Consider the following 24,106-nt stretch of genomic DNA (forward strand, 5'->3'; position numbering starts at 1 on the left):
CGGCCGCGATGTGACGGGCTGTAAAATAGGTGTTGACAGGTTGTCAACCATGTCGCATGCCCTGCCCGTGCGCTCCCCCGGCCCGGCCCGACGCGGCAAGCTCGCCCTGCGCGGCCGCGCCGTGCGCCCGGACGCGACGCCGCGCCGCCTGCGTCTCGCCGCCGGCGAGCGCCGCCAGGCGCTCCTCGACGCGGCCGCACGCCTCCTCTCGGCGCAGGGCGTCGACGCCGTGCAGTTCGCCGAGGTCGCGGCGGCGGCGGGCGTCACCCGGCAGCTCGTCTACCGCTTCTTCCCGAACCGCCAGGCGCTGGTCATGGCCGTGCTCGAGGACTTCGCGGCCGAGCTGACGCGCCGCTTCGGCGAAGGCGCGACGCGCATCATCCCCGGCAGCCTCGGCGACGCCGCCCGTATCTTCGTCGAGGCCGTCTGCGACACCATCGATACCAAGGGCATCGGCGCGTGGCAGCTCCTCGACGCGAAAGGCCCCGACCCGGAGATCGCGCGCCTCGGCCAGGCCATCCAGGACCGGCTCGTCGAGCCGTGGTACGCGCGGATCGCGGCCACCACGGGCGCCAGCGAGCGTGAGGTCGCGGCGCTGGCGCGCATGATCGTCGCCGCCGGCCGGGCGGTGCTCGACCTCTGGTACGCGGGCGGCCTGACGCGCGACGAGGCCGTCCGCGACGCGACGCGCGGCGTAACCGGCATGCTCGGCGCGTTCACCGGGCCGCGGCCGGGCCGCACGCCCCGGCGCTAGCGCCTCGCGGCCCGACGCCCGGGCGTCTCGGCCTACTTGCATTGACTGTGCAACTACCGAGCTGGCATGGTCGCGCCTCGCCAGAAGGAGGGGCCCATGCGCACGCATCCGCGACTCGTCGTCCTCGCCGCCGTCCCGCTGCTCGTCGCCGCCTGCCGTGGTCACCACGAAGGCCCCGGCGAGGCCGCGACGTCCCGCCCGCCCGACGCCGCGATCGCCGCGCGCGCGAGCGCGGAGCGCACCGCGCTCGCCGGCCTCGGCGGCACGCCCGAGGCCGAGAAGCAGGTCCTCTTCGGCGACCTCCACGTCCACACCACGTTCTCCGCCGACGCCTTCATGCGCAGCCTGCCGATGCTCCAGGGCGAGGGCGCGCATCCGCCGGCCGACGCCTGCGACTTCGCGCGCTACTGCTCCGCGCTCGACTTCTGGAGCATCAACGACCACGCCGAGGCGCTCACCCCGCAGCACTGGCAGGAGACGAAGGACGCCATCCGCCAGTGCAACGCCGTCGCCGGCGACCCGAAGAACCCCGACCTGGTCTCGTTCCTCGGCTGGGAGTGGACGCAGGTGGGGCAGACGCCCGACGACCACTACGGCCACAAGAACGTCGTCCTGCGCCACACCGACGACGACAAGATCCCGACCCGCCCCATCGCCGCGCTGAGCCCGCAGCTGATCGGGGCGCTGCGCCGCCGCCCCCCGCTGTGGCAGCGCGTCCAGTTCCCCCTGCTCGACTGGCAGAACCGCCAGCGCTACCTCGACCTCGGCGTCTTCATCGAGGAGGTACGCGCCACCCCGATCTGCCCCGAGGGCGTCGACGTCCACGATCTCCCCGCCGACTGCCTCGAGTCCGCGAACACCCCGCGCGAGCTGTTCGAGAAGCTCGCCCAGTGGCACCACGAGGCGATCGTGATCCCGCACGGCAACACGTGGGGCTTCTACACGCCGCCGGGCTCGAGCTGGGACAAGCAGCTCGTCGGCGACCAGCACGATCCCACCCGCCAGACGCTCATCGAGGTCTACTCCGGCCACGGCAATTCGGAGGAGTACCGTGCCTGGGAGACGGAGGGCCTCGACGCGCAGGGCAATCCCGTGTGTCCCGCACCGACGAAGGAGTATCTGCCGTGCTGCTGGCAGGCCGGCGAGCTGATCCGCCGGCGCTGCGGCGACATCCCCGCCGCGGAGTGCGAGCAGCGCGTGGTCGACGCGCAGCGGAACTTCATCCAGGCCGGCGTCGCCGGCCGGCAGACGCAGCCGTGGGCGACGGCCGAGGAGTGGCTCGACTGCGGCCAGTGCCGTGACTGCTTCCTGCCCGCCTTCAACACGCGCCCGAAGAGCTCGGCCCAGTACGCGCTCGCGATCTCGAACTTCGACGATCCCACGAAGAGCCCGCGCCGCTTCCGCTTCGGCTTCATCGGCTCGAGCGACAACCACTCCGCGCGCGGCGGCACCGGCTACAAGGAGTTCGGCCGGCGCATCAACACCGAGGCCGCCGGCGCCCGCGACGCCGCCTGGCAGGCGCGCGTGATGGGCACGCCGCCGCCGCCCGCGGACGTGTCGCGGCCCTTCGTCCTGACCCAGCCCGGCGACGAGGACGGCCCCATGGCCTTCCAGATCCTCGACATGGAGCGGCAGGCGTCGTTCTTCATGACCGGCGGACTCGTCGCCGTCCACGCCGCCGGCCGCGACCGCGACAGCATCTGGGACGGCCTCCAGCGGCGCGAGGTCTACGCGACCAGCGGGCCGCGCATCCTCCTGTGGTTCGACCTCCTGAACGCCCCGAGCGGCGTCGCGCCGATGGGCTCGGAGGTGACGCTCGCGGAAGCGCCGCGCTTCCGCGTACGCGCGAGCGGCGCATTCGTACAGCAGCCCGGCTGCCCCGACTGGGCCGCCGAGCGGATCGGCGCCGAGCGCCTGGAGCACCTCTGCCGCGGCGAGTGCTACAACCCCGGCGACGCACGCCACCGCATCACCCGCGTCGAGATCGTCCGCATCCGCCCGCAGGCGACGCCGGGCGAGGACGTCGGCGGCCTCATCGAGGATCCGTGGAAGCGCGTCGAGTGCCCGGCGAACACCGCCGGCTGCGTCGTCGAGTTCGACGATCCCGAGTTCGCCGCCGGCGACCGCGAGTTCGTCTACTACGCGCGCGCCGTGCAGGAGCCGACGCAGGCGGTGAACGCGGCGGGGCTGCGCTGCCAGTACGACGCCAGCGGCGCCTGCGTCTCGGTGAACCCGTGCTTCGGCGACTACCGCACGCCGTACGACGACGACTGCCTCGCGCCCGCCGAGGAGCGCGCCTGGTCGTCGCCGATCTTCGTGCGGCGGTGACGTCGTGGCCGACCGCGGCATGCGACTGCTCGGCCTGGGGGCGGCGATCGGGCTCGCCGTGGCCGCGGCCGGCCTGCTGCGCTCCGGGCGCCCGGGCGCGCACGACGCGGCCGACGGCGCGGTCGCGCGCGTGAACGGCGTCGCCATCCGCGCCGACGACTACCAGCGCGCGCTCGCGGGCGTCGCCGACGGGCGGCGCGAGGATCCCGACGGCGCGCTCCGCCGCCACGTCCTCGAGCGGCTCGTCGACGAGGAGCTGCTCGTGCAGCGCGGCCTCGAGCTGGGGCTCGCCCAGGTCGACCCGCGCGTGCGGCGCGAGCTGGCCGCCGCCGTGATCGCGGCCGCGATCGCCCAGCCGGGCGACGCGCCCGATCCGACGCCCGACCAGCTGGCCGCGTTCTATGCCGCCGAGCGCGGCTTCTTCGCCCGCGCCGCCCGCGTGCAGGTGCAGCGTCTGGATCGCGGACGACGCCGGCGGCGTCGCGGACCCGCGGGCGCGGCCGCGGACCGTGCGGCCGCGGCCGCGGCCCGCCTGCGCGCCGGCGACGAGGTCGCGACCGTGCGTGCCGCCGTCGGCGACCCCGAGCCGACGCCGCTGCCCGACGCGCTGCTGCCGCCGGCGAAGCTCGCCGACTACCTCGGCTCGAGCGCGCTGCGCAGCGCGCTGACGCTGCCTGTGGGCGGCGTCAGCGCGCCGCTGCGCACCAGCGGCGGGCAGGCCGTGCTCATGGTCGTCGCGCGCGAGACGGGCGAGCCGCCGCCGCTCGAGACCATCGGCGACGAGGTGCGCGCCGAGTGGAAGCGCCGCGCCGGCGAGCGCGCGCTGCGGGCGTACCTCGACGGCCTGCGGGCCCGCGCCGACGTCCAGGTGGCGGCGGCGCCGTGATCCTCCGCCTCGCCGCGCTGCTGGCGTTGCTCGCGACGGCGGTCCACGCGCACGACCGCAGCACGTCGTTCTCCACCTGGGTGCTCGGCGCCGACGGCGCCGACGTCACGGTGCGCCTGACGACGCTCGAGGCCTCGCGCCTGCCCTGGCCGGTCGGCGACGCGGCGAAGCTCGGCGACTACCTCGCCGCGCATCTCCTGCTCCTCGCGGACGAGACGCCGTGCGTTCCCGACGCGCCGCCGCGCGCGCTGGCCGCGTCGGCCGGGCGGCTCGCGCTCGAGTGGCACGTGCGCTGCGACGGTGGCGCACCGACCCGGCTCCGCAGCACGGCGTTCCTCGACGTCGCCCCCTCGCACGTGCACTTCGCGCGCGTCCGCTGGCCCGACGGCCGCAGCGCCGAGCGGCTCTTGTCCGACGGCGAGCGCGGCTGGTCGCTGGTCGATCCGGAGCCGCCGTCGTTCCTCGGCGCGGTCGCGCTCGGCGTCGAGCACATCGCGACCGGCGTCGACCACCTCGCCTTCGTGCTCGCGCTGCTGCTGCTCGGCGGCACGCTCGGCGAGACCGTCCGCCTCGTCACCGGCTTCACGATCGCGCACAGCGTGACGCTGGCGCTCGCGACGCTCGGCTGGGTGCGTCCCGAGCAGGCGCCCGTCGAGGCGCTGATCGGCCTGTCGGTGGCCCTCGTCGCCGCCGAGAACGTCTGGCTCGCCGGCGGTGCCCGCTCGCTCGCGCTGCCGCTCGGCGTCGCCGGGCTGCTGCTCGCCCTCGCCGCGCTCGGCGGCGGCACGGTGCCGCCGCTCGCGCTCGCCGGGCTGGCGCTGTTCGCCGCCTGCCACATGATCCGCCTCGGCCGCGCCGCCCATCCGCTCAGCCTGCGCTGGACGGCGGCGTTCGCCTTCGGGCTGCTGCACGGCTTCGGCTTCGCCGCCGTGCTGGTCGACGCGGCGCTGCCGCCGGCGGCGCTCGCCCGCGTGCTGCTCGGCTTCAACCTCGGCGTCGAGCTGGGTCAGGTGGCCCTGGTGCTGCTCGTGGTGCCGCTCCTCGCCCGCGCCGGGAGCTGGCGCCCGGCGCTGGTCGACGCCGGCTCGGCCGCGGTCGCCGGCCTGGGCGTCTTCTGGTTCGTCAGCCGCGCCTACGGCGGCGGCTAGAAACCTCTGTGCAGAGCGGGGGCTTCCTGTTATCGACCGGGCATGCGCTGGACGCCGGGGCGACGCAGCGAGAACCTCGAAGACCGCCGCGGCACGATCGTCCGGCGCGGCATCCCGATCGGCGTCGGCGGCATCCTCGTCCTCGGCGCCCTCAGCCTGCTCACCGGCCAGAACTTCTTCGCGATCCTCTCCGATCCGACGTTCCAGGACATGACCCAGGGCGGGGCCCGGCAGGAGGAGCGCAGCGGTCCGATCCAGTCGACGCCCGAAGAGGAGAAGCAGGTCGACTTCGTCTCCTTCGTGCTCGACGACGCGCAGGGCACCTGGGGCAAGCTCCTCCCCGGCCGCTACCGTCCCGCCAAGCTCGTGCTCTTCCGCGACGCCGTCCAGTCCGCATGCGGCTTCGCCCAGTCGGCGACCGGCCCGTTCTACTGCCCCGGCGACGAGAAGGTGTACATCGACCTCGGCTTCTACGAGGAGCTGAAGCGCCGCTTCGGCGCACCGGGCGACTTCGCGCAGGCCTACGTCCTCGCCCACGAGATCGGCCACCACGTGCAGAAGGTGCTCGGCGTCGAGGGCCGCGTACGCCGGATGCAGCAGCAGCGCCCGGACCTCCGCAACGAGCTGTCGGTGCGCATGGAGCTCCAGGCCGACTGCTTCGCCGGCGTGTGGGGCTTTGCCGCCGACCGCCGCGACGTGCTCGAGCCCGGCGACGTCGAGGAGGGCCTGCGCGCCGCCTCCGCCATCGGCGACGACCGCATCCAGCGCATGGGTGGCGGCGTGGTGCAGCCCGAGTCGTTCACGCACGGCTCGTCGGCGCAGCGGGTCGAGTGGCTGCAGAAGGGGCTGCGCTCGGGCGACCCGCAGGCGTGCGATACGTTCGGCGGCGGGTGACGGGGGAGCCCCCGCCCTTCAGCCGCTGTTGCGCAGCCCGGTCGCGAGGCCGTTCAGCGTCAGCTGGATGCCGCGCTGGACGAGCTGGCCGCGGTCGCCGCCGCGCCAGCGGCGGAGCAGCGTCACCTGCAGGTGGTTCAGCGGGTCGAGGTACGGGAAGCGATGGTGGATGCTGCGCGCGAGCGGCAGGTTGTCGGCGAGCAGCGCGGGCTGACGCGTGATCGCGAGCAGCATGTCGACCGTGCGCGCATGCTCGGCGACGATGCGCGAAAAGATGCGCCGGCCGAGCTCCTCGTCGGGCACGAGCGCGGCGTAGCGCTCCGCGATGCCGAGGTCGGTCTTCGCGAGCACCATGCCCATGTTCGAGAGGACGGTGCGGAAGAACGGCCAGCGGTCGTAGAGGTCGCGCAGGCGTGCCAGCCGGTGGGCGTGGCCCTCGACCCACGACTCGAACGCCGTGCCGGCGCCGTACCAGCCGGGCAGCATGATGCGCGACTGGCTCCAGCTGAACACCCACGGGATGGCGCGCAGATCCTCGATGCGGTCCGACGCCTTGCGCGACGCGGGTCGGCTGCCGATGTTGAGCTCGGCGATCTCGCCGATCGGCGTCGCGGCGCGGAACCACTCGACGAAGCGCGGCGTCTCGTAGACGAGCAGCCGGTACGCCGCCCGCGCCCGCTCGGCGAGCTCGTCCATCAGCGCGTATGCCATGGTCGCCTCCTCGCCCAGCCCCTCGACGTCGAGGCAGCTCGCCTCGACGGTCGCGGCGACGAGCGCCTCGAGGTTGCGGCGCGCCAGCTCGGGCTCGGCGTACTTGGCGGCGATCATCTCGCCCTGCTCGGTGATGCGCAGCGAGCCGGCGACGCTGCCCGGCGCCTGCGCCAGGACGGCGTCGTAGCTCGGGCCGCCGCCGCGGCCGACCGTGCCGCCGCGGCCGTGGAACAGGCGCAGCCGGACGTCGTGCGCCCGCGCCGCCGCAACGAGGTCGAGCTCGGCCCGATAGAGCGCCCAGTTCGCCGTCAGGTAGCCGCCGTCCTTGTTGCTGTCCGAGTAGCCGAGCATCACCTCCTGCACGCCGTCGCGTGCCAGCACCCAGCGGCGCCAGCGCTCGACCGAGAGCAGCTTGCGCAGCGTCGCGCCGGCACGGGTGAGATCGTCGATGGTCTCGAACAGCGGCACGATCTGCATCGGCAGCGGCACGGCGGCGCCGGGACGCACGATGCCCACCTCGCGCAGGAGGATTGCCACCTCGAGCACGTCGCTCACCGCGTCGCACTTCGAGATGACGTAGTTGGGCAGGGCGTCGCGTCCGACCCGATCGAGCGTCTCGGCGGCCGCGCGCAGGATCGCCAGCTCGCCCGCGGTCTGCTCGGACAGCTCGGCGTGCGGGCCGGTGAGCGGGCGCGCCGTCGCCAGCTCGCGCAGCAGCAGCTGCACGCGCGCGTCCTCGGAGAGACGGCGGTAGTCGGTCGTGACGCCGGCGAGCGCGAGCAGCTCGGCGACGACGGCCTCGTGCACCTCGGCGTTCTGCCGCAGGTCGAGGCTGCACAGGTGGAAGCCGAACACCGCCACGGCCCGGCGCAGCGAGGCCAGGCGGTCGTCGGCGATGAGCCCCGCCCCATGACCGCGCAGCGAGGCGTCGACGACGGCGAGATCGGCGGCCAGCTCGTCCGCCGTCGCGTACGCCGCGAGCACGGTGTGCGGCGCGCGCCCGGGCACCTGCCCCGTGAGCCGCACGGCCGTCGCCGCGAGCCGCGCGTACATGCCGCGCAGCGCGCGCCGATACGGCTCGTCCCGCCGGAACGGCGAATGGTCCTCCGACGCCTCGGCCAGCGCGAGCAGCTCGGGCGACGGCGTCACCAGCCGTGTCGACATCGACAGCTCGACCGCGAGGCGATCGAGCTCGCGCAGGTGGTGCGCGAGCGCCGTCGACGCCTGCCGGTCGATCGCGTGCCGGACCACGTCGGCGGTGACGAACGGGTTGCCGTCGCGATCGCCGCCGATCCACGAGCCCATACGCAGCACGGGTCGCGGCGGCGGCGGCGCATCGGGCCAGTGATGCGCCAGCTCGTCGACGAGGACGCGGTGGACCGCCGGCACCTCCTCGAACAGCGACAGGTGATAGTAGCCGAGCGCCTCGTTGATCTCGTCGCGCAGGCGCAGGCGCGACAGGCGCAGCATGGCGGTCTGCCAGAGGAGTAGGACGTGGCGCCGGAGGCTCCGCTCCCACACCACGCGCTCCTCGTCGAGCAGCACGAGGCGGTCGGGTCGCGCCAGCAGGCCCACGATCTCGCGCTGCGCGTCGAGCACCGTCTTGCGCCGCACCTCGGTCGGGTGCGCGGTGATGACGGGGCTGACGAGCGCGCCGGCGAGCACCTCGGCGACGTGCGCACCGGACACGCCCTCGCCCCGGAGCCGGTCGAACGCGCAACGCAGGCTGCCCGGCTGCGGCGGCGAGCCGGCCAGCTGGTGATGCCGGCGCCGGCGGCCGTGATGCACGTCCTCGGCGATGTTCGCGAGCAGCTGGAAGAGGATCGAGGCGCGAATGGTGTGGAGCGCGTCGCGCTCCTCCAGCGCGTCGAGGTGCGCGGCCAGGGCGTCCTCGCCGGTCCCGGCGCGCCGCGCGGCCACCGCCTCGCGCCGGGTCGACTCCACGAGCTCGAAGATGCGCGGGCCGGCCTGCTCGAGGATGACCTCGCCCAGGATGCGCCCGAGAAGGCGGATGTCGTCGCGGAGCGGCGCTTCCTTCTCGCGCTCGTCCTCGCGCGGAGCGACGGGTGAGACGTTTCCGAGCTGCATCGACGTGCCCTCGCGGCTCGGGTGTAGCGTCGCGGGTGTACCGCGTCCAGGCACGGGCCCCCCACCCGTACGCCGGCCGCGGTACACCCGCGCGCGGCCGCGGCGACGGCGTCGCGTGCCTGCCACGGTTGGTGACCAGCTAGCACGCTGTGCGCGACGGACACCACGGACGGCGTCACTCGAGCGATCGCTGCAATGCAGCTCTCGCCTCGAGTTGCGCGAGGTACCGCGCCACGTTCGGGAAGTCGTCGCCCAGGACGCCGAGGAGGCGCGCCGCCATCAGCGAGAAGCCCATCATGCAGTCGGCGGCGGAGAAGCCGCTCGCGAGGAGGTACTCGCGGTCCGCGAGCGTGCGCTCGACGAGCGCGAACGCCGCACGCGCCCGCTCGCGCGCGCTCGCGATGACCGTGGGGACGGCGTCGGCGTCGCCCTGGTACAGGCGATGCCAGACGATGACGGCGACCGGCGGGAAGGCCGTGCCCTCGGCGTAGTGCATCCACTGGAGGAACTCGGCCCGCTCCGGCGAGCCGATCTGCGGAGCGAGCCGGCCGTCGCCGTAGCGCTCGAGCACGTACTCGATCATGGCGCCCGACTCGAGCATCGTCGTGTCCCCGTCCTCGAGGACCGGGAGCTTGCCGAGCGGCGTGTCCTGCGCGAACACGCGCGCGGGGACGTTGAACGTCACGCGCCGGAGCTCGTACGGCACGCCCAGCTCCTCGAGGACCCAGCGGACGCGCACCGCCCGCGTGCGTGGCGCGAACCACAGCGTGATCATCGCGTTCCCCGGCCGGCGATCGTCGCCAGCACGCCCGAGCGCACGAGCGCGGGCCAGCCGCGCGGCCGTGCCGCCGTGGCGGCGAGGAGCGGCAGCGGGTCGAAGTACGACGCGCGCGAGCGCGCCATGCCGGCGTCGTCGAGCACGAGGTGGTCGACGGCGGGCCAGACGATCGGGCGCCCGCCCAGCGTCCCGATCAGCCGGAACGCGATGAAGAGCGCGTCCGCGGTGCCGCCCCAAGCGTCGATCTCGGCGTGCACGTCCGGGATCCACCCGAGCAGGGTTCGGAACCACGCCTCCGCCGCCGGCCGTCCGTGGACCGGCGGCGAGAGCGGCTGCGTCAGCACGACGTCCGGCCGCAGCAGCGCGTCGAGTCCCGCCGGCGACGGGGCCGCCCAGAAGCGGGCGAAGGCGTCGACGAACTCGGCCGGCGTGCGGGCCGCGTGCGGCACGGCGCCGGTCACGACCGGCCCCCGCAGCCGTACAAGCGTCTCGGCGTTCGCCTCCTCGCGCGCCGCGCTCTCGAGCAGCGCGCGGCGGACCTCCGGATCGGGCGCGACCTCGGCCAGGCGGCGGTAGACGCCGGCGCCCGCGCGCTCCAGCGATTCCAGCAGCGACTGCTGCTCGGCGGGCGACTTGCCGGCGAAGAGCGCGTTCAGCGCCTCGAACGGGCTGCGCTGCGCCTCGAGCACGGCCTGCGTCTGGGTGACGAGCGCAACGACCTTCTCGGACGGGTCCATGGCTCCGCCGTAGACGCGAGAGTGGCCTCTCACAAGAATCCACTTCCGACGGACCGGCCGAGGCCACTTTCGGGACGTGGCGCCCGCGTTCGCGAATGCGGGATTCGGCACCCTGCGAACGCCGCATCCGTGAGATCGTCGCGGCGTGGCCGCGGGCGTTCCCGGTGGCCCGGATCGTGCTCCGCCCTGCCGGATGGACGCGTGTCTCGTGCCGGGCGTCGCGGCCGGCGTACGGATCGGTCCCGGCGCGGCCCTGCGGCTCGTCCGACCGGGCCGCCGCGCCGGCAGCCGCGGCGGCGCGGCCGGCATCGCGGCACGCAGCGACCGCGTCCCCGACCGGCGGATGGCCTGCGTGCCCCCTGCGGGCGCCGGCGTCTGACGAGGTCACGGACGATGGACGTCGCCCTCCTCTCCCGCCTCCAGTTCGCCCTCACCATCATGGTGCACTACATCTTCCCGCCGCTGACGATCGGGATGGGCGTCGTGCTCGTCTACCTCGACGGTATGTGGCTGCGGACGCGCGACCCGGTCTACGGCCAGGCGGCACGGTTCTGGACGCGCATCTTCGCGCTCAACTTCGCGATCGGCGTCGCGACCGGGATCGTCATGGAGTTCCAGTTCGGCACCAACTGGGCGACGTACTCGCGTTTCGTCGGCGACGTCTTCGGCTCGGCGCTCGCGGCCGAGGGCATCTTCGCGTTCTTCCTCGAGTCGGGCTTCCTCGCGATCCTGGTCTTCGGCTGGGACCGGGTCGGGCCGCGCATGCACTTCTTCGCGACCTGCATGGTCGCGCTGGGCTCGATCTTCTCGTCGATCTGGATCGTGGTCGCGAACTCGTGGCAGCAGACGCCCGCGGGGCATCACGTCGTGCCGGTGCTGCGCGACGGCGTGCCGTGGATCGTGAACGGCGTGCCGGTGCTGCGCGCGGAGATCGTCGACTTCTGGGCGATGGTCTTCAACCCGTCGTCGGTGCACCGGCTCCTGCACGTGTGGGTCGGCTGCTTCATCATGGGCAGCTTCTTCGTGATGAGCATCTCCGCCTGGTACGTCCTGCGCGGGCGGCATCGTGCGTTCGCGGAGCGCTCGTTCCGCGGGGCGCTGGCGCTGGCGACGCTCGCCTCGCTCGGCGCGCTCGTGACCGGGCACGGGAACGCCGAGATGGTCTACCGCCATCAGCCGGCGAAGCTCGCGGCGTTCGAGGCCCACTTCCGGACCGGACCCGCCGACATGAGCGTCGTCGGCTGGCCGGATCCGGCGACGGAGTCGATGCGCTTCGATCTCGCCATCCCCGGCGGCCTCTCGTTCCTCGTCCACGGCAGCTTCGACGCGCCCGTCGTCGGCCTCGACCGCTTCCGGCCGCAGGACCGGCCGCCCGTCGTGCCGGCGTACGTCAGCTACCACCTGATGATCTCGCTCGGCGTCGGCTTCATCGGGCTGACGCTGCTGGGGTGCTTCTTCCTCTGGCGCGGCACGCTCTTCGAGCAGCGCTGGCTGCTGTGGATCTTCGTCGTCGCGGTGCTCGGCGCCGCGGTCGCGAACCAGGCGGGCTGGGTCGCCGCGGAGGTCGGCCGCCAACCGTGGATCGTGTACCCGCCGGTCGCGTGGGCGGGCAACGACGTCGTCACCGGCCCGGCGGGAACGGTCGTCTACGACGAGGCGGTGGGCCTGCGTACGGCGAACGCGATCAGCCCCTCGGTCGCGTCCGCTCAGGTGCTCGGCTCGATCCTCATGTTCGGCTTCGTCTACCTGCTGCTGCTCGCGGTCTGGCTGTACGTCCTGAACGAGAAGATCCAGCACGGCCCCGTCCCCGTCCCCGAAGCGCCACCCGCCGGCGCCGAGGGCGTCGTGGCAGCGGCGGCGGCGCGCCTCGAGCACCGCGACTCGCTGACGGGCACCGAGCCGGAGACGGTGGGGAGGCGGGCATGACCCTCGACGCGACGACGCTCCCGGTGATCTGGTTCGCGCTGCTCGGGGTGCTGCTCGCCGGCTACGCGATCCTCGACGGCTTCGACCTCGGCGTCGGCATGATGCACCACCTCGTCGCGCACGACGACAGCGAGCGCCGCCTGGTGATGAACACCATCGGCCCGATCTGGGACGGCAACGAGGTGTGGCTCGTCACCTTCGGCGGCGCGCTCTTCGCCGCCTTCCCCGAGGCCTATGCGACGGTGTTCTCGGGCTTCTACACCGCCTTCATGCTGCTCCTCTGCGCGCTCATCCTGCGCGCGGTGTCGATGGAGTTCCGCAGCAAGGTCCGTCACGCGACGTGGCGCCGCGTGTGGGACGGCGCGTTCACCGCGGGCTCTACGCTCGCGGTGCTGCTCTTCGGCGTCGCGACCGGCAACGTCATGCGCGGTCTACCACTCGACGCCCGCGGCGATTTCACCGGCTCGCTGCTCGACCTGCTGAACCCGTACGCCCTCCTCGTCGGCGTGCTGACGCTGACGCTCTTCGCGATGCACGGCACGATCTACCTCCACCTGAAGACCGAGGGCGCCCTCCGGGAGCGCACGGTGGCGTGGATGTGGCGCACGTTCGGCTGCTTCCTCGTCGCCTTCGTACTGACGACGATGTTCACGCTGGTCGCCGTGCCGCGTGCGACGCAGCATCTCGCCGACCATCCGATCCTGTGGATCGTGCCGGTGGCGAACGTCTTCGCGGTGGCGAACGTGCCGCGGGCGATCTACCGCGGCACGCCCGCCGCGGCGTTCGCCAGCTCGTGCGCGACGATCGTGGCGCTCGTCTTCCTGCTCGGCGCCGCGATCTTTCCCGACCTCGTCCCGGCGCTCGAGCCGGCGCACAGCCTGACGGTGTGGAACGCCGCCTCGAGCCCGCGCACCCTCGGCATCATGCTGCTGATCGCCGCCATCGGCATGCCGGCAGTGCTGGCGTACACGGCGGCGGTGTACTGGACCTTCCGCGGCAAGGTCCGCCTCGACGACCACAGCTACTAGTGTCCCGCAGACGAGAGCGGCGCCCCGACCACCCAGCAGGTCGAGGCGCCGCAGGAGCGGGACTCCATGGACCCCGCTTAGCACTCCGCGGCGATCTGGGAAGCCCCCTCGCGTGCGCGTGCGGAACGCGCACCGCCGCTAGCTCCCGAGGGTCGAGGCGGCGGTGAGCACGCGGCGAACGATGGCCGTGCGATCGTCGTAGCTTGCCGTGAACCCGAGTCTGGCCAGCTGCCCGAACGCCGCGCGCATGGCGTCCCCTGCGCATCGATGCGCTCGCGACGCAGCTAGCGGCCGATCCCCCCACGGCGCGCCCGGTACCGCCGGATGAGCGCGTTCGTCGAGCCGTCGTGCGCGAGGTCCGGCGGCGGCGTGCTCTCCAGCTCGGGCACGATGCGCTGCGCCAGCACCTTGCCCAGCTCGACGCCCCACTGGTCGAACGAGTCGATGTGCCAGATCGTGCCCTGGGTGAAGACGCTGTGCTCGTAGAGCGCGACCAGGGCGCCGAGCGTCTTCGGGTCGAGACGGTCGGCGAGGATCGTCGTGGTGGGGCGGTTGCCCTCGAACGTGCGGTGCGGGACGAGCCAGTCGGCGGTGCCTTCGGCCTTCGCCTGCTCGGGCGTCTTGCCGAACGCCAGCGCCTCGGCCTGCGCGAACACGTTGGCCATCAGCAGGTCGTGATGGCGGCCGAGCGGGTTCAGCGCCTGGCAGAAGCCGATCAGGTCGCAGGGGATCAGCAGCGTCCCCTGGTGGATCAGCTGGTAGAACGAGTGCTGGCCGTTCGTGCCCGGCTCGCCCCAGTACACGGGGCCCGTGTCCCAGCCGACGCGCGTGCCGTCGAGGGTCACGTGCTTGCCGTTCGACTCCATCGTCAGCTGCTGGAGGTAGGCCGGGAAGCGCTTCAGGTACTGCTCGTAGGGCAGCACGGCGACCGTCTGCGCGCCGAAGAAGTTCCGATACCAGACGCCGAGGAGCCCCATCAGCACGGGCAGGTTCTGCGCGAACGGCGCGGTGCGGAAGTGCTCGTCCATGGCGCGGAAGCCGTCCAGCATCTCGCGAAAGCGGTCGGGGCCGACGGCGAGCATGGTCGACAGGCCGATCGCCGAGTCCATCGAGTAGCGCCCGCCGACCCAGTCCCAGAAGCCGAACATGTTGGCGGTGTCGATGCCGAACTTCGACACCTCGGCGGCGTTGGTCGAGACGGCGACGAAGTGCTTCGCCACCGACGCCTCGTCCCGCAGCGCCCGCAGCGACCACTCTCGCGCCGTGTGCGCGTTGGTCATGGTCTCGAGCGTGGTGAACGTCTTCGACGAGATGACGAAGAGCGTCTCGGCCGGGTCGATGCCGCGGGTCGCTTCGGCGAAGTCGGTGCCGTCGACGTTGGAGACGAAGCGGCAGTCGAGCTCGGGCGTCGCGTAGTGGCGCAGCGCCTCGTAGGCCATGACCGGCCCCAGATCGGAGCCGCCGATGCCGACGTTGATCACGTGCCGGATGCGCCTGCCGGTGTGCCCGATCCACGCGCCGCTGCGCACGCGGTCGGAGAACGCGGCCATGCGGGCCAGCACCGCGTGGACCTCGGGCACGACGTTCTTGCCGTCGACCTCGACGACCGCGTCCTTCGGGGCGCGCAGCGCCGTGTGCAGCACGGCGCGCTTTTCGGTGACGTTGATCTTCTCGCCCGAGAACATCGCGTCGATGCGGGCGCGGAGGCCGCAGGCGTCGGCGAGGGCCAGCAGGAGCGCCAGGGTCTCGTCGGTGACCCGGTGCTTCGAGTAGTCGCAGTAGAGCCCGGCGCCCTCGGCGACGAGCCGCTCGCCGCGGCCCGGATCGTCCGCGAAGAGCCGGCGCAGGTGGACGTCCCTCATGGACGCGTGATGGCGGACGAGCGCCTGCCACTCCGGGCGCTCGGTGAGCGGGGTCGCACCCATGATCGCGGGTCTCCTTCAGCCGGCGCGCTTGAGCGACTTGCTCTTCTCGACGAGGACCGCGAGCAGGTCCTCCCACGACTTCACGAACGACTCCGCGCCTTCCTTCTGCAGGGTCGCCGCGAGCGCCTCGAGGTCGATGCCGGCGCGCGCGATGTCGTCGAGCACGTCCTCGGCGTCGCCGCCGTCGGCCGGAATCGTGCCGGGGACCTCGCCGTGGTCGGCGAAGGCCTGCAGCGTCTTCTCCGGCATCGTGTCGACGGTGTTCGGCGCCGCGAGGCCGGCGACGTAGAGGATGTCGGAGGCCTTCGGATCTTTCGTCCCCGTGCTCGCGAACAGCAGGCGCTGCGGGCGGGCACCGACGTTGGCGAGGCGCAGCCAGCGGTCGCCGTTCAGGAGGTCGCGGTACGACTTGTAGATGCGCCGCCCCATCGCGACGCCGAGCTTGTCCTTCTTCTCGGCCGGCAGGGTCTTCGACGCCGCCACGTCCCAGCGGCTCACGAACACCGACGCCACCGACGCCACGTAGGGATCGAGCCCCTTGGCGACGCGCCGCTCGATGCCGCGCACGTAGGCGTAGGCGGCGGCGAGGTACTGCTCGCGCGAGAAGAGCAGCGTCACGTTCACCGGCACGCCGGCGAAGATCGCCTCTTCGATGGCCGGCAGGCCCTCGGGCGTCCCGGGAATCTTGATGAACAGGTTCGGGCGGCCGGCGCGCTCGTGCAGGTCGAGCGCCGCGGCGACGGTGCTCTTCGTGTCGTACGCGAGCTTCGGCGACACCTCGAGCGACACCCATCCGTCGACGCCGTTGGTGCGCTCCCAGATCGGCTTGAAGAGATCCGCGGCGCGCGTGAGGTCGTCGAGCGCCAGGTCGAAGAAGAGGGCCTCGCCTTCCCGGCCCTTGGCGGCGCCGGCTTTGATCGCGTCGTCGTAGTCGGCGCTGCCCTTGATGGCGAGGTCGAAGATGGTCGGGTTCGAGGTGAGACCGGTGACCGACAGCTCGTCGATGTACTTCTGGAGGCCGCCGCCGTTCAGCAACGCGCGGGTGATGTTGTCGAGCCAGAGGCTCTGACCGGCGTCGTGCAGACGCCGCGTGGGATTCGTCGCGCTCATCAGCTGCTCCTTCCTGCGCCGGCTCGGCGCAGCGTCTCCACCCGGCCGTCGGCATGCCCGACCAGGACGCACTCGGCCGTGCCGAGGAAGAGTCCGGTGTCGACCACGCCGGGGATGGCCCGCAGCGCGGCGTCGAGCGCGCGCGCGGCCGGGCCGTCGGCGAGCGGCGACGCCGGGGTGACGTCGATCGTGAGGTTGCCGTTGTCGGTGATGAACGGGTCGGTGCCGCCGGCCTTCGGCCGGACGGTGGGCACGAGGTCGAGAGCGCGCATGCGACGCACGACCGGCCCGCGGCCGAGCGGAATCACCTCGACGGGAATGCGCCCGCGCTGGCCGAGACCGCGCACCAGCTTCTCGTCGCCGACCAGGATGACCTGACGCTTCGAGGCGGCGGCGACGATGCGCTCGCGCACCAGCGCGCCGCCCCAGCCCTTCACGAGGTCGAGGTTCGGCGCGACCTCGTCGGCCCCGTCGAAGGTGACGTCGAGCTCCGACTCCTCGTCGAGCTCGACGAGCGGGATGCCGAGCTCGCGGGCCTGGCGAGCCGACGCCTCCGAGGTGGGCACGCCCGTCACCCGCAGGCCCTCGCGTACGCGGGTGCCGAGGCGGTCGATGAAGGTGGCGGCCGCACGTCCCGTGCCGAGCCCGAGGCGCGCGCCGTCGACCACCATGTCGAGCGCCGCCGCCGCGATGGCGGCGAGCGCCGCGGGATTCGGCGAGATCGCGTCGGACCGCACCCTCCCGTCATTTCGCGATGTCGGGCCCGGGTCAATGCAGGACCGCTCCGGTGGCCCTCGGAACCCGACTCGGCTACTCGGGGCGCGGATGAACCCCCTCTTGGTGGGCTTGATGGTGTCCGCATGCGCGCTCGCCGGCGCGCTCGGCGGCATGTGGCTGCGCACGGTCCTGCCGGCACACCATCTCGACGGTGAGACGCGCGACACGGTGAAGGTCGGCATCGGCCTGGTCGCGACGATGACGGCGCTCGTGCTGGGACTCATCACCGCGTCGGCGAAGAGCTCGTTCGACGGCGTCGACGCAGCGGTGAAGGAAGCGGCGCTCAACGTCCTGTCGCTCGACCGCATGCTCGCCCGCTACGGCCCCGAAACGGCGCCGCTGCGGGCGACGCTGAAGGAGGCTCTCGATCACCGCATCGCGATGATCTGGCCCCAGAACGGCGCACAGGCACCGCAGCTCGACGTGTCGGAGGGTGCGACCCGGGTCGAAGCCCTCGCGAGCGCCCTGCACGCCCTGCAGCCGGCGAACGAGGGACAGCGCTACCTCCAGGCGCGGGCGGAGGACATCGCCGAGCAGCTGCTGAAGACCCGCTGGCTGGTCTCGGCGAGCGCCGCCAGCTCGGTGCCGGGTCCCTTCCTCGGCATCCTGCTCTTCTGGCTGACCATCACGTTCGCCAGCTTCGGCCTGTTCGCGCCGCGCCACGCGACCGTCGTCGTCGTGCTCGTCGTCTGTGCGATGTCCGTGGGCGGCGCGGTATTCCTGGTGCTGGAGATGGACCAGCCGTTCCAGGGCCTCCTCAAGGTATCGCCGGACCCCCTGCGCTATGCGGCGGCGCAGCTCGGGAAGTAGCGCTGCCGCCGGGCCCGTTCCCTGGTCTGCGCCGCCGCACGCGTGCTAGGCGCTCGCCCGCATGCTGTCGATCCGCGGCGCCGAAGAGCGGCGCGACGCGCACCGCGCGGTCGCCGCGACGTACCCCTCGTGGCGCGATTTCGTCGACGCGGCGCTCTTCGCGCCGTCGTGGGGCTACTACGCGACGGGCGCGATCCGCTTCGGCGAGGGCGGGCACTACGACACCTACCCGATCGCGCTCTCGCCGGTGTTCGGCGAGATCGTCGCGGCACGCGCGTTCCGCCAGTGGGAGCGCTGCGGGCGTCCGGCGCGATTCGACGTCTGCGAGCTGGGCGCCGGCAACGGGCAGCTCTGCCTCGACGTCGTCGTGACCGTGGCACGGCGCGCCGGCGAGTCGACCGCCTGGCGCGCCTTCGACCGCGGGTTCCGCTACCGCGTCGTCGAGCGCAGCCCGGCGCTGGCCGAGCGCCAGCGCGCGAAGCTGGGGTCGCTGGCGGCGCGCGTCGACTGGCGGGTCGCCGATCCGTCGGCCGGCGACGCCCGCCTGCCGCGTCCCCGCGACGCGGGGCTGGTGGTCGCCAACGAGGTGCTCGATTGCCTCGCGCACCACCGCATCGTGCGTCCCGCCGGCGCGCCGCCCGCGGTGACGTTCGTCGTGCCGCGCCTGGGCGGGCGGCCGCTGCCCGCGCGCGGCCTCGACGACGTCATGGCGGATCCGCGCCGGCGCGGGCGCGTGCGCTTCCACGAGGTCGATCTGCCGCTCGACGTCGTGCCCGGCCTCGCCGCCTTCTGCGACGCCTTCGTGCCGGAGCTGCGCGCGGGTCGCGGCGCGCGGCCGCCCTACTTCGCAGCGCCGGAGATCCCGCGGCTGGTCGCCAACGTCGGCCGCCTCTACCGGCGCAGCGAGATGCTGTGGATCGACTACGGCGACACGCGGGCCTTTCACCTGCGGGCGCCGGAGCGGCGCAAGGTGTTCGCCGGACCGCCGCGCTCGCGGCACGGCGTATACGACCGTCCCGGCGAGGACGACGTGACCTTCATGGTCGACTTCACGGTCGCGACCGACGCCGCGAAGGAGGCGGGGCTGCGCGTCGTCGACCATGGCCCGCAGGGCCGCCTGCTGCGCGGCACGAGGCTGCGCCTGCCTGCCGCCGCGACGGCGGATCGCATCCTCGCCTACCGCGCCGTCGAGTGGATGCTGGGGCTCGTGTCGCCGGCGCCGGAGCGCGCCTGGCGCCAGGGCAGCCTCACGTGGTCGGGCGGCCGGGCGCGCGGCGGGCGGCTGCGGGCGAGCGTCGCGCGCGACCTCGCGACCTTCGTGGGCCGGCGGCGGAGCACGTTCCAGGTGCTGGTGCTGCGCCGCGGGTAGACGGTCAGCCCTTCGGCTTCTGCCCCTTGCCGGCGCCCGAGAGGAGGTCGGCGAAGGTCCCGAGCCCGCCGCGCGACTCGCCCTTGGCGAGATGTGCCTCGGTCTCGCGCCGCTCCTCGGCCTCGGCCGCGTCCTGCGCCTGGCGCGCGCGCTCGACCATCGAGAGACCGATGCGGCGCTTCGCAGGATCGATCTCGACGACGGTGACGTCGACCGTGTCGCCGGCCGTCACCGCCTGCCGCGCGTGCGCGATGCGGCGATCGAGCGCCATGCGCGAGACGTGCACGAGGCCGTTGAGCCCCGGCTCCAGCTCGACGAAGGCGCCGAACTGCTCGAGCCGGCGGACGACGCCGCGCACGTGCGCGCCGACCGGATAGCGCTCGGCGGCCGTGCGCCACGGATCGGGCGCCAGCGCGCGCAGCGAGAGGCCGATGCGCCCCTTGCCGTCGGCGCCGCGCTCGATCTTCACGACCTTGGCCTCGACGCGCTGGCCGACCTGGAGCACGTCGGCGACGTTCTCGACGCGCGTGTGCCCGAGCTCGCTCACGTGGATCAGCCCGTCGACGCCGCCGATGTCGACGAAGGCGCCGAAGTCGCGCACCGACGTGACCGTGCCGGTGACGACCGCGCCCTCGCGCAGCTCGGCCCAGGTCGCCGCGCCGCGTGCCTCGGCTTCCTCTTCGAGCAGCTGGCGGCGCGAGACGACGACGTTGCGCCCGCCGCCCTCGAGCTTGGTGATGCGGAACGCGAAGCGCTGCCCGACGTACTGCGACGCCTCGCCGCGCCGCCGGTCGATCTGCGACGCCGGACAGAACGCGCGCACGGTGCCGATCTGCACGTCGAACCCGCCCTTGTTCTCGCCGCTCACCAGGCCCTCGACGGGGATGCCGGCGACGAACGCCTGCTCCAGCTCGCCCGGGACGTGGCCGCCCCGCCCGGCGACGCGCTTCAGCTTGATCTCGCCGCTGCGCCCGCCGTCGTCGACGACCGTGGCCTCGATCTCGTCGCCCACCGCGATGCCGACCTCGCCGCTGGTCGGGTCGCGGAACTCGTTCACGTCGATGCCGGCCTCGTGCTTGCCGCCGATCGCCACGAACGCCGTCGACGCCCCCACCGCGATCACCCGGCCGCGCACCACGTCGCCGGTGCTGATCTTCTTCTCGCGCCGGGCCCCCTGCTCGCTGGCGGCGAGGAGCGCGGCGAAATCCTCGTCGTCGGACTGCGCCATCCGGCCGTTATGCCCGGTCCGGCGAGGCTTGGCGACGCCGCGCGGTCCCTGCGCTCACGCCGCCGCGAGGACGGCGTGCGTGTGGCGGGCGATCATGCGGTCTTCGTCGGTGGGCACGATGCGCACCGCACACGAACGGCCGGGCAGCGAGATCGTCGGCGCGTGCGACGCGTTGCGGGCGGCGTCGAGCTCGACGCCGAGGTGCTCGAGCCCGGCGCAGATGCCGGCGCGGATGTCCGCGCCGCGCTCGCCGATGCCGCCGGTGAAGACCAGGGTGTCGAGCCCGCCCAGCGACGCCGCCATCGCGCCGACGTGCTTGCGCGCGATCCAGCAGAAGAGGTCCACCGCCTCCGCCGCGGCGACGGACGTCGCGCGGGCCGCGAGCAACGCCTGCATGTCGGCCGTCGTGCCGGACACCCCGGCGAGGCCGGACTCGTGGTCGACGAGGCGGGCGAGCGCCTCGGCGCCGGCGTCGTGCGCCCGCATCCAGTGGACGAGCGCGCCGGGATCGAGGTCGCCGGTGCGCGTGCCCATCATGAGTCCGCCGGTCGGCGTCAGCCCCATCGTGGTGTCGACCGGCTTGCCGTCGCGGACCGCCGCCAGGCTCGCGCCGTTGCCGAGGTGCGCCATGACGAGGCGCCCCGCCGCCGCGCCCCCCACCCGCTCGCACACGTACTCGTACGAGAGCCCGTGGAAGCCGTAGCGACGGATGCCGGCGTCGTGCGCCGCGCGCGGCAGCGGCAGGCGGCGGGCGACGTCGGGCATGCCGCGGTGAAAGGCGGTGTCGAAGCACACGACCTGCGGCAGCGCCGGCGCGCGCGCCGCCACCGCCTCGATGGACGCGATCTCCGCCGGCAGGTGCAGCGGTGCGAAGGAGACGAGCCGGCGCAGCGTCGCGAGGAGCCCGTCGTCGACGCGCGTCGGCGCCCCGAGGTCGGGGCCGCCGTGCACCAGGCGGTGGCCGACCGCCTCGGGAGCGGCGAAGCCGTGCTCCGTGAAGGCGTCGGCGACCAGCGGTACGGCCGCCGCCGGATCGCGGGCGACGACCGCCGCGTCGGCGATCCGCACGCCGCCGCCGTCGCGCAGGCGCAGCGTCGCCGCCGCGATGCCGAGGCCGCTCACGGTCGCGTCGGCGAGACGAACCTCGCCATGCGCGTCGATCTCCCAGAGCGCCGCCTTCAGCGACGACGAGCCGCCGTTCAGCGACAGGACGCGCACACGCTCACTCGCCCGTCCAGGTCCAGTCGCGTACCTCCGGCATGTCCTCGAGATGCTCGCAGACGTACGTCTCGTGCCGCTCCAGCATCGCCTGCGACAGCTCTTCGAGCGCCCGACCGCGCTCGCCGCGGTTCGGAAGACGCCGCAGCACCTCCAGGCACAGGTGGTAGCGGCTCATGCCGTTGCGCACCACCATGTCGAACGGCGTCGTCGTCGTGCCTTCCTCGTTGAAGCCGCGGACGTGGAAGCGCTCCGGCTCGGGGCGGCCGTGGATCACCTCGTGGATCGCACGCTGATAGCCGTGGAACGCGAAGATCACCGGGCGATCGGCGGTGAACAGGCTCTCGAAGGTGGGGGCGTCGAGGCCGTGCGGATGCGCCTCACGCGTGAACAGCGCCATCAGATCGACGACGTTCACGACGCGAACCCGCACGTCGGGCGCGTGCGTGCGGAACAGCCACGCCGCGGCGACGATCTCCAGCGTCGGCACGTCGCCGGCGGCGGCGAGCACGACCTCGGGCATGCCGCCGCTCGGCGTCCCCGCCCAGTCCCACACCGACGCGCCCCGCGCGCAGTGCTCGCGTGCCGCCGCCGCGTCGCACCACTGGAGCTGCGGCTGCTTGTCGATGACGATCAGGTTCACGTAGTTGCGGCTGCGGAAGCAGTGGGTCGCGACCGACAGCAGGCAGTTCGCGTCGGGCGGCAGGTAGATGCGCGCGACCGTGCCCTTCTTCGACAACACGGTGTCGATGAGCCCGGGCCCCTGATGGCTGAAGCCGTTGTGGTCGTTCCGCCAGCAGGTCGACGTCAGCAGGATGTTCAGGGACGCGATCGGCGCGCGCCACTCGAGCTTGATGCCCTCCTCGAGCCACTTTGCGTGCTGGACGGTCATCGACGCCGAGACCATCGCGAAGGCCTCGTAGGTGGCGAACAGGCCGTGGCGTCCGGTGAGGAGATAGCCCTCGAGCCAGCCCTGGCAGTTGTGCTCCGAGAGCACCTCCATGACGCGGCCGTCGGCGGCGACGTGGTCGTCGTAGGGGCGCACGTCGCCGACGAGGCAGCGGTTCTCGACCGAGAAGACGTCGCCGAGACGGTTCGAGTTGGTCTCGTCGGGACAGAAGAGACGGAAGTTCGCCTGCGCGCGATTGCGCGTGAAGACGTCGCGCATGAGCTTGCCGAGCTGGCGCGTCGACTCGTGGCGCTCGGTGGCCGGCTTCGCGACCGGCAGCGCGTAGTCCGCCCAGGGCGGCAGATCGAGATCGCGCAGGACGCGGCCGCCGTTCGCGTGCGGCGACGCGCTCATGCGCTTGTCGCCGCGCGGCGCCAGCGCCGTCAGCGCCGGGACGGGACGCCCCTGCGCGTCGAACAGCTCCTCGGGGCGGTAGCTGCGCATCCACGCCTCGAGCATGGCGAGGTGCTGCGGATCGTTGCGCACGTTCGCCAACGGCACCTGGTGGGCGCGGAACGTGCCTTCGACCCGCACGCCGTCGACCTCGCGCGGTCCCGTCCAGCCCTTCGGCGTGCGCAGCACGACGGCCGGCCAGCGCGGGCGGTCGGTGACGCCCTTCGTGCGCGCGTCGTGCTGGATGGCGCGGATGCGCTGCCAGCACGCGTCGAGCGTGGTCGCGAAGGCGCGATGCACCAGCGTCGGATCGTCGCCGGCGACCAGGTGCGGCTCCCAGCCGTGGCCGCGCAGCAGCTCCGCGACCTCGGCGTCGGTCGAGCGGCCGAGCACGGTGGGCCCGGCGATCTTGTAGCCGTTCAGGTGCAGGATCGGCAGGACCGCGCCGTCGCGGGCGGGGTTGAGGAAGTGGATGCCCTTCCAGGCGCCCTCGAGCGGGCCGGTCTCGGCCTCGCCGTCGCCGACGACGGCGCACACGAGCAGATCGGGGTTGTCGAAGGCGGCGCCGAACGCATGCACGAGGACGTATCCGAGCTCGCCGCCCTCGTGGATCGAGCCCGGCGTCGGCACGCTCACGTGGCTCGGGATGCCGCCGGGCGTGGAGAACTGGCGGAAGAGCCGGTGCATGCCGTCGGCGTCGGCCGGAACCTTCGGATAGATCTCCGAGTACGTGCCCTCGAGCCAGACGTTGGCGACGATCGCCGGCCCGCCGTGCCCCGGACCGGCGAGATAGACGACGTCGACGTCGTCGCGCCGGATCAGCCGATTGAGATGGACGTAGACGAGGCTCAGGCCCGGCGACGTGCCCCAGTGGCCGAGCAGCCGCGGCTTGACGTGCTCCGGACGCAGCGGCTCGCGCAGGAGCGGATTCGCCTGCAGGTAGATCTGCCCGACGGTGAGGTAGTTGGCGGCGCGCCACCATGCGTCGAGGCCTGCCAGCTCGGCATCACTGAGCGTGTCCATCGTGGAGACTTGTTCCTCCCGCCGCC

Annotated in this window: 19 protein-coding genes; 10 read left to right on the forward strand and 9 right to left on the reverse strand. The window is 73.2% G+C overall.

The window, feature by feature from the left end:
- Positions 1–67: 67 nt before the first annotated feature.
- From KIT14_01510 to KIT14_01530, 5 genes are all read left to right on the forward strand, one after another.
- Positions 68–754, forward strand: coding sequence for a TetR/AcrR family transcriptional regulator (locus tag KIT14_01510; GenBank protein ID MCW5889208.1), 687 nt, complete (start codon positions 68–70; stop codon positions 752–754).
- A 96-nt stretch (positions 755–850) separates the two neighbouring features.
- Positions 851–3,082, forward strand: coding sequence for a DUF3604 domain-containing protein (locus KIT14_01515; protein ID MCW5889209.1), 2,232 nt, complete (start codon positions 851–853; stop codon positions 3,080–3,082).
- A 19-nt stretch (positions 3,083–3,101) separates the two neighbouring features.
- Positions 3,102–3,968: a SurA N-terminal domain-containing protein gene (locus KIT14_01520; GenBank protein MCW5889210.1), complete on the forward strand. Its 867-nt coding sequence runs from the start codon at positions 3,102–3,104 to the stop codon at positions 3,966–3,968.
- On the forward strand, positions 3,965–5,116 hold the full coding sequence (locus KIT14_01525) for a HupE/UreJ family protein (protein MCW5889211.1): 1,152 nt from the start codon (positions 3,965–3,967) through the stop codon (positions 5,114–5,116). The genes KIT14_01520 and KIT14_01525 overlap by 4 nt, the downstream gene beginning before the upstream one ends.
- Positions 5,117–5,158: 42 nt before the next feature.
- Entirely contained in the window at positions 5,159–6,010 is an 852-nt protein-coding gene (locus KIT14_01530) for a zinc metallopeptidase (GenBank protein MCW5889212.1), read from the forward strand.
- An 18-nt stretch (positions 6,011–6,028) separates the two neighbouring features.
- Here the strand turns inward: KIT14_01530 and ppc are convergent, their stop codons facing one another.
- The 3 genes from ppc to KIT14_01545 all read right to left on the reverse strand — a co-directional run bounded on the left by ppc (position 6,029) and on the right by KIT14_01545 (position 10,324).
- Positions 6,029–8,809 (reverse strand): phosphoenolpyruvate carboxylase, encoded by a 2,781-nt coding sequence (gene ppc, locus KIT14_01535; GenBank protein ID MCW5889213.1) that lies wholly within the window; start codon positions 8,807–8,809, stop codon positions 6,029–6,031.
- A gap of 175 nt (positions 8,810–8,984) precedes the next feature.
- A complete protein-coding gene (locus KIT14_01540; GenBank protein ID MCW5889214.1) occupies positions 8,985–9,584 on the reverse strand; it encodes a glutathione S-transferase family protein in 600 nt (199 codons plus the stop codon).
- Positions 9,581–10,324, reverse strand: a complete 744-nt coding sequence (locus tag KIT14_01545) for a nuclear transport factor 2 family protein (protein ID MCW5889215.1) — start codon at positions 10,322–10,324, stop codon at positions 9,581–9,583. Before KIT14_01545 ends, KIT14_01540 begins: the two co-directional genes overlap by 4 nt.
- A gap of 193 nt (positions 10,325–10,517) precedes the next feature.
- Between KIT14_01545 and KIT14_01550 the strand changes: the two genes are divergently transcribed.
- The 3 genes from KIT14_01550 to cydB are packed head-to-tail and all read left to right on the forward strand — an operon-like array spanning position 10,518 to position 13,278.
- Positions 10,518–10,703, forward strand: coding sequence for a hypothetical protein (locus tag KIT14_01550; GenBank protein ID MCW5889216.1), 186 nt, complete (start codon positions 10,518–10,520; stop codon positions 10,701–10,703).
- Positions 10,704–10,717: 14 nt separating this feature from the next.
- Positions 10,718–12,250, forward strand: coding sequence for a cytochrome ubiquinol oxidase subunit I (locus KIT14_01555; GenBank protein ID MCW5889217.1), 1,533 nt, complete (start codon positions 10,718–10,720; stop codon positions 12,248–12,250).
- On the forward strand, positions 12,247–13,278 hold the full coding sequence (cydB, locus tag KIT14_01560; protein ID MCW5889218.1) for a cytochrome d ubiquinol oxidase subunit II: 1,032 nt from the start codon (positions 12,247–12,249) through the stop codon (positions 13,276–13,278). Before KIT14_01555 ends, cydB begins: the two co-directional genes overlap by 4 nt.
- A 284-nt stretch (positions 13,279–13,562) precedes the next feature.
- On the opposite strand, the gene pgi is transcribed toward cydB, so the two are convergent.
- Genes pgi through rpiA form a run of 3 tightly spaced genes read right to left on the reverse strand, consistent with a single transcriptional unit; the run spans position 13,563 to position 17,203 of the window.
- Positions 13,563–15,203 carry a glucose-6-phosphate isomerase gene (pgi, locus tag KIT14_01565; GenBank protein ID MCW5889219.1) on the reverse strand — a complete coding sequence of 547 codons (1,641 nt, stop codon included), beginning with the start codon at positions 15,201–15,203 and terminating at the stop codon, positions 13,563–13,565.
- 15 nt (positions 15,204–15,218) lie between these two features.
- Positions 15,219–16,313, reverse strand: coding sequence for a transaldolase (gene tal / locus KIT14_01570; protein MCW5889220.1), 1,095 nt, complete (start codon positions 16,311–16,313; stop codon positions 15,219–15,221).
- On the reverse strand, positions 16,313–17,203 hold the full coding sequence (gene rpiA, locus KIT14_01575) for a ribose-5-phosphate isomerase RpiA (protein ID MCW5889221.1): 891 nt from the start codon (positions 17,201–17,203) through the stop codon (positions 16,313–16,315). Before rpiA ends, tal begins: the two co-directional genes overlap by 1 nt.
- On the opposite strand from rpiA, the gene KIT14_01580 reads away from it, so the two are divergent.
- Positions 17,163–17,900, forward strand: a complete 738-nt coding sequence (locus KIT14_01580) for a DUF4239 domain-containing protein (protein MCW5889222.1) — start codon at positions 17,163–17,165, stop codon at positions 17,898–17,900. The genes rpiA and KIT14_01580 overlap by 41 nt on opposite strands.
- 61 nt (positions 17,901–17,961) lie before the next feature.
- Positions 17,962–19,269: an SAM-dependent methyltransferase gene (locus KIT14_01585; GenBank protein MCW5889223.1), complete on the forward strand. Its 1,308-nt coding sequence runs from the start codon at positions 17,962–17,964 to the stop codon at positions 19,267–19,269.
- Between the two features lie 4 nt (positions 19,270–19,273).
- On the opposite strand, the gene KIT14_01590 is transcribed toward KIT14_01585, so the two are convergent.
- The 3 genes from KIT14_01590 to KIT14_01600 are packed head-to-tail and all read right to left on the reverse strand — an operon-like array spanning position 19,274 to position 24,080.
- On the reverse strand, positions 19,274–20,497 hold the full coding sequence (locus KIT14_01590) for a S1 RNA-binding domain-containing protein (protein ID MCW5889224.1): 1,224 nt from the start codon (positions 20,495–20,497) through the stop codon (positions 19,274–19,276).
- 54 nt (positions 20,498–20,551) lie between these two features.
- On the reverse strand, positions 20,552–21,769 hold the full coding sequence (locus tag KIT14_01595; protein ID MCW5889225.1) for an acetate/propionate family kinase: 1,218 nt from the start codon (positions 21,767–21,769) through the stop codon (positions 20,552–20,554).
- Positions 21,720–24,080: a phosphoketolase family protein gene (locus KIT14_01600; GenBank protein MCW5889226.1), complete on the reverse strand. Its 2,361-nt coding sequence runs from the start codon at positions 24,078–24,080 to the stop codon at positions 21,720–21,722. Before KIT14_01600 ends, KIT14_01595 begins: the two co-directional genes overlap by 50 nt.
- Positions 24,081–24,106 lie beyond the last annotated feature (26 nt).

Source organism: bacterium, assembly GCA_026129405.1.
In the GTDB taxonomy this organism is placed as follows: Bacteria; Desulfobacterota; Binatia; order DP-6; family DP-6; genus JAHCID01.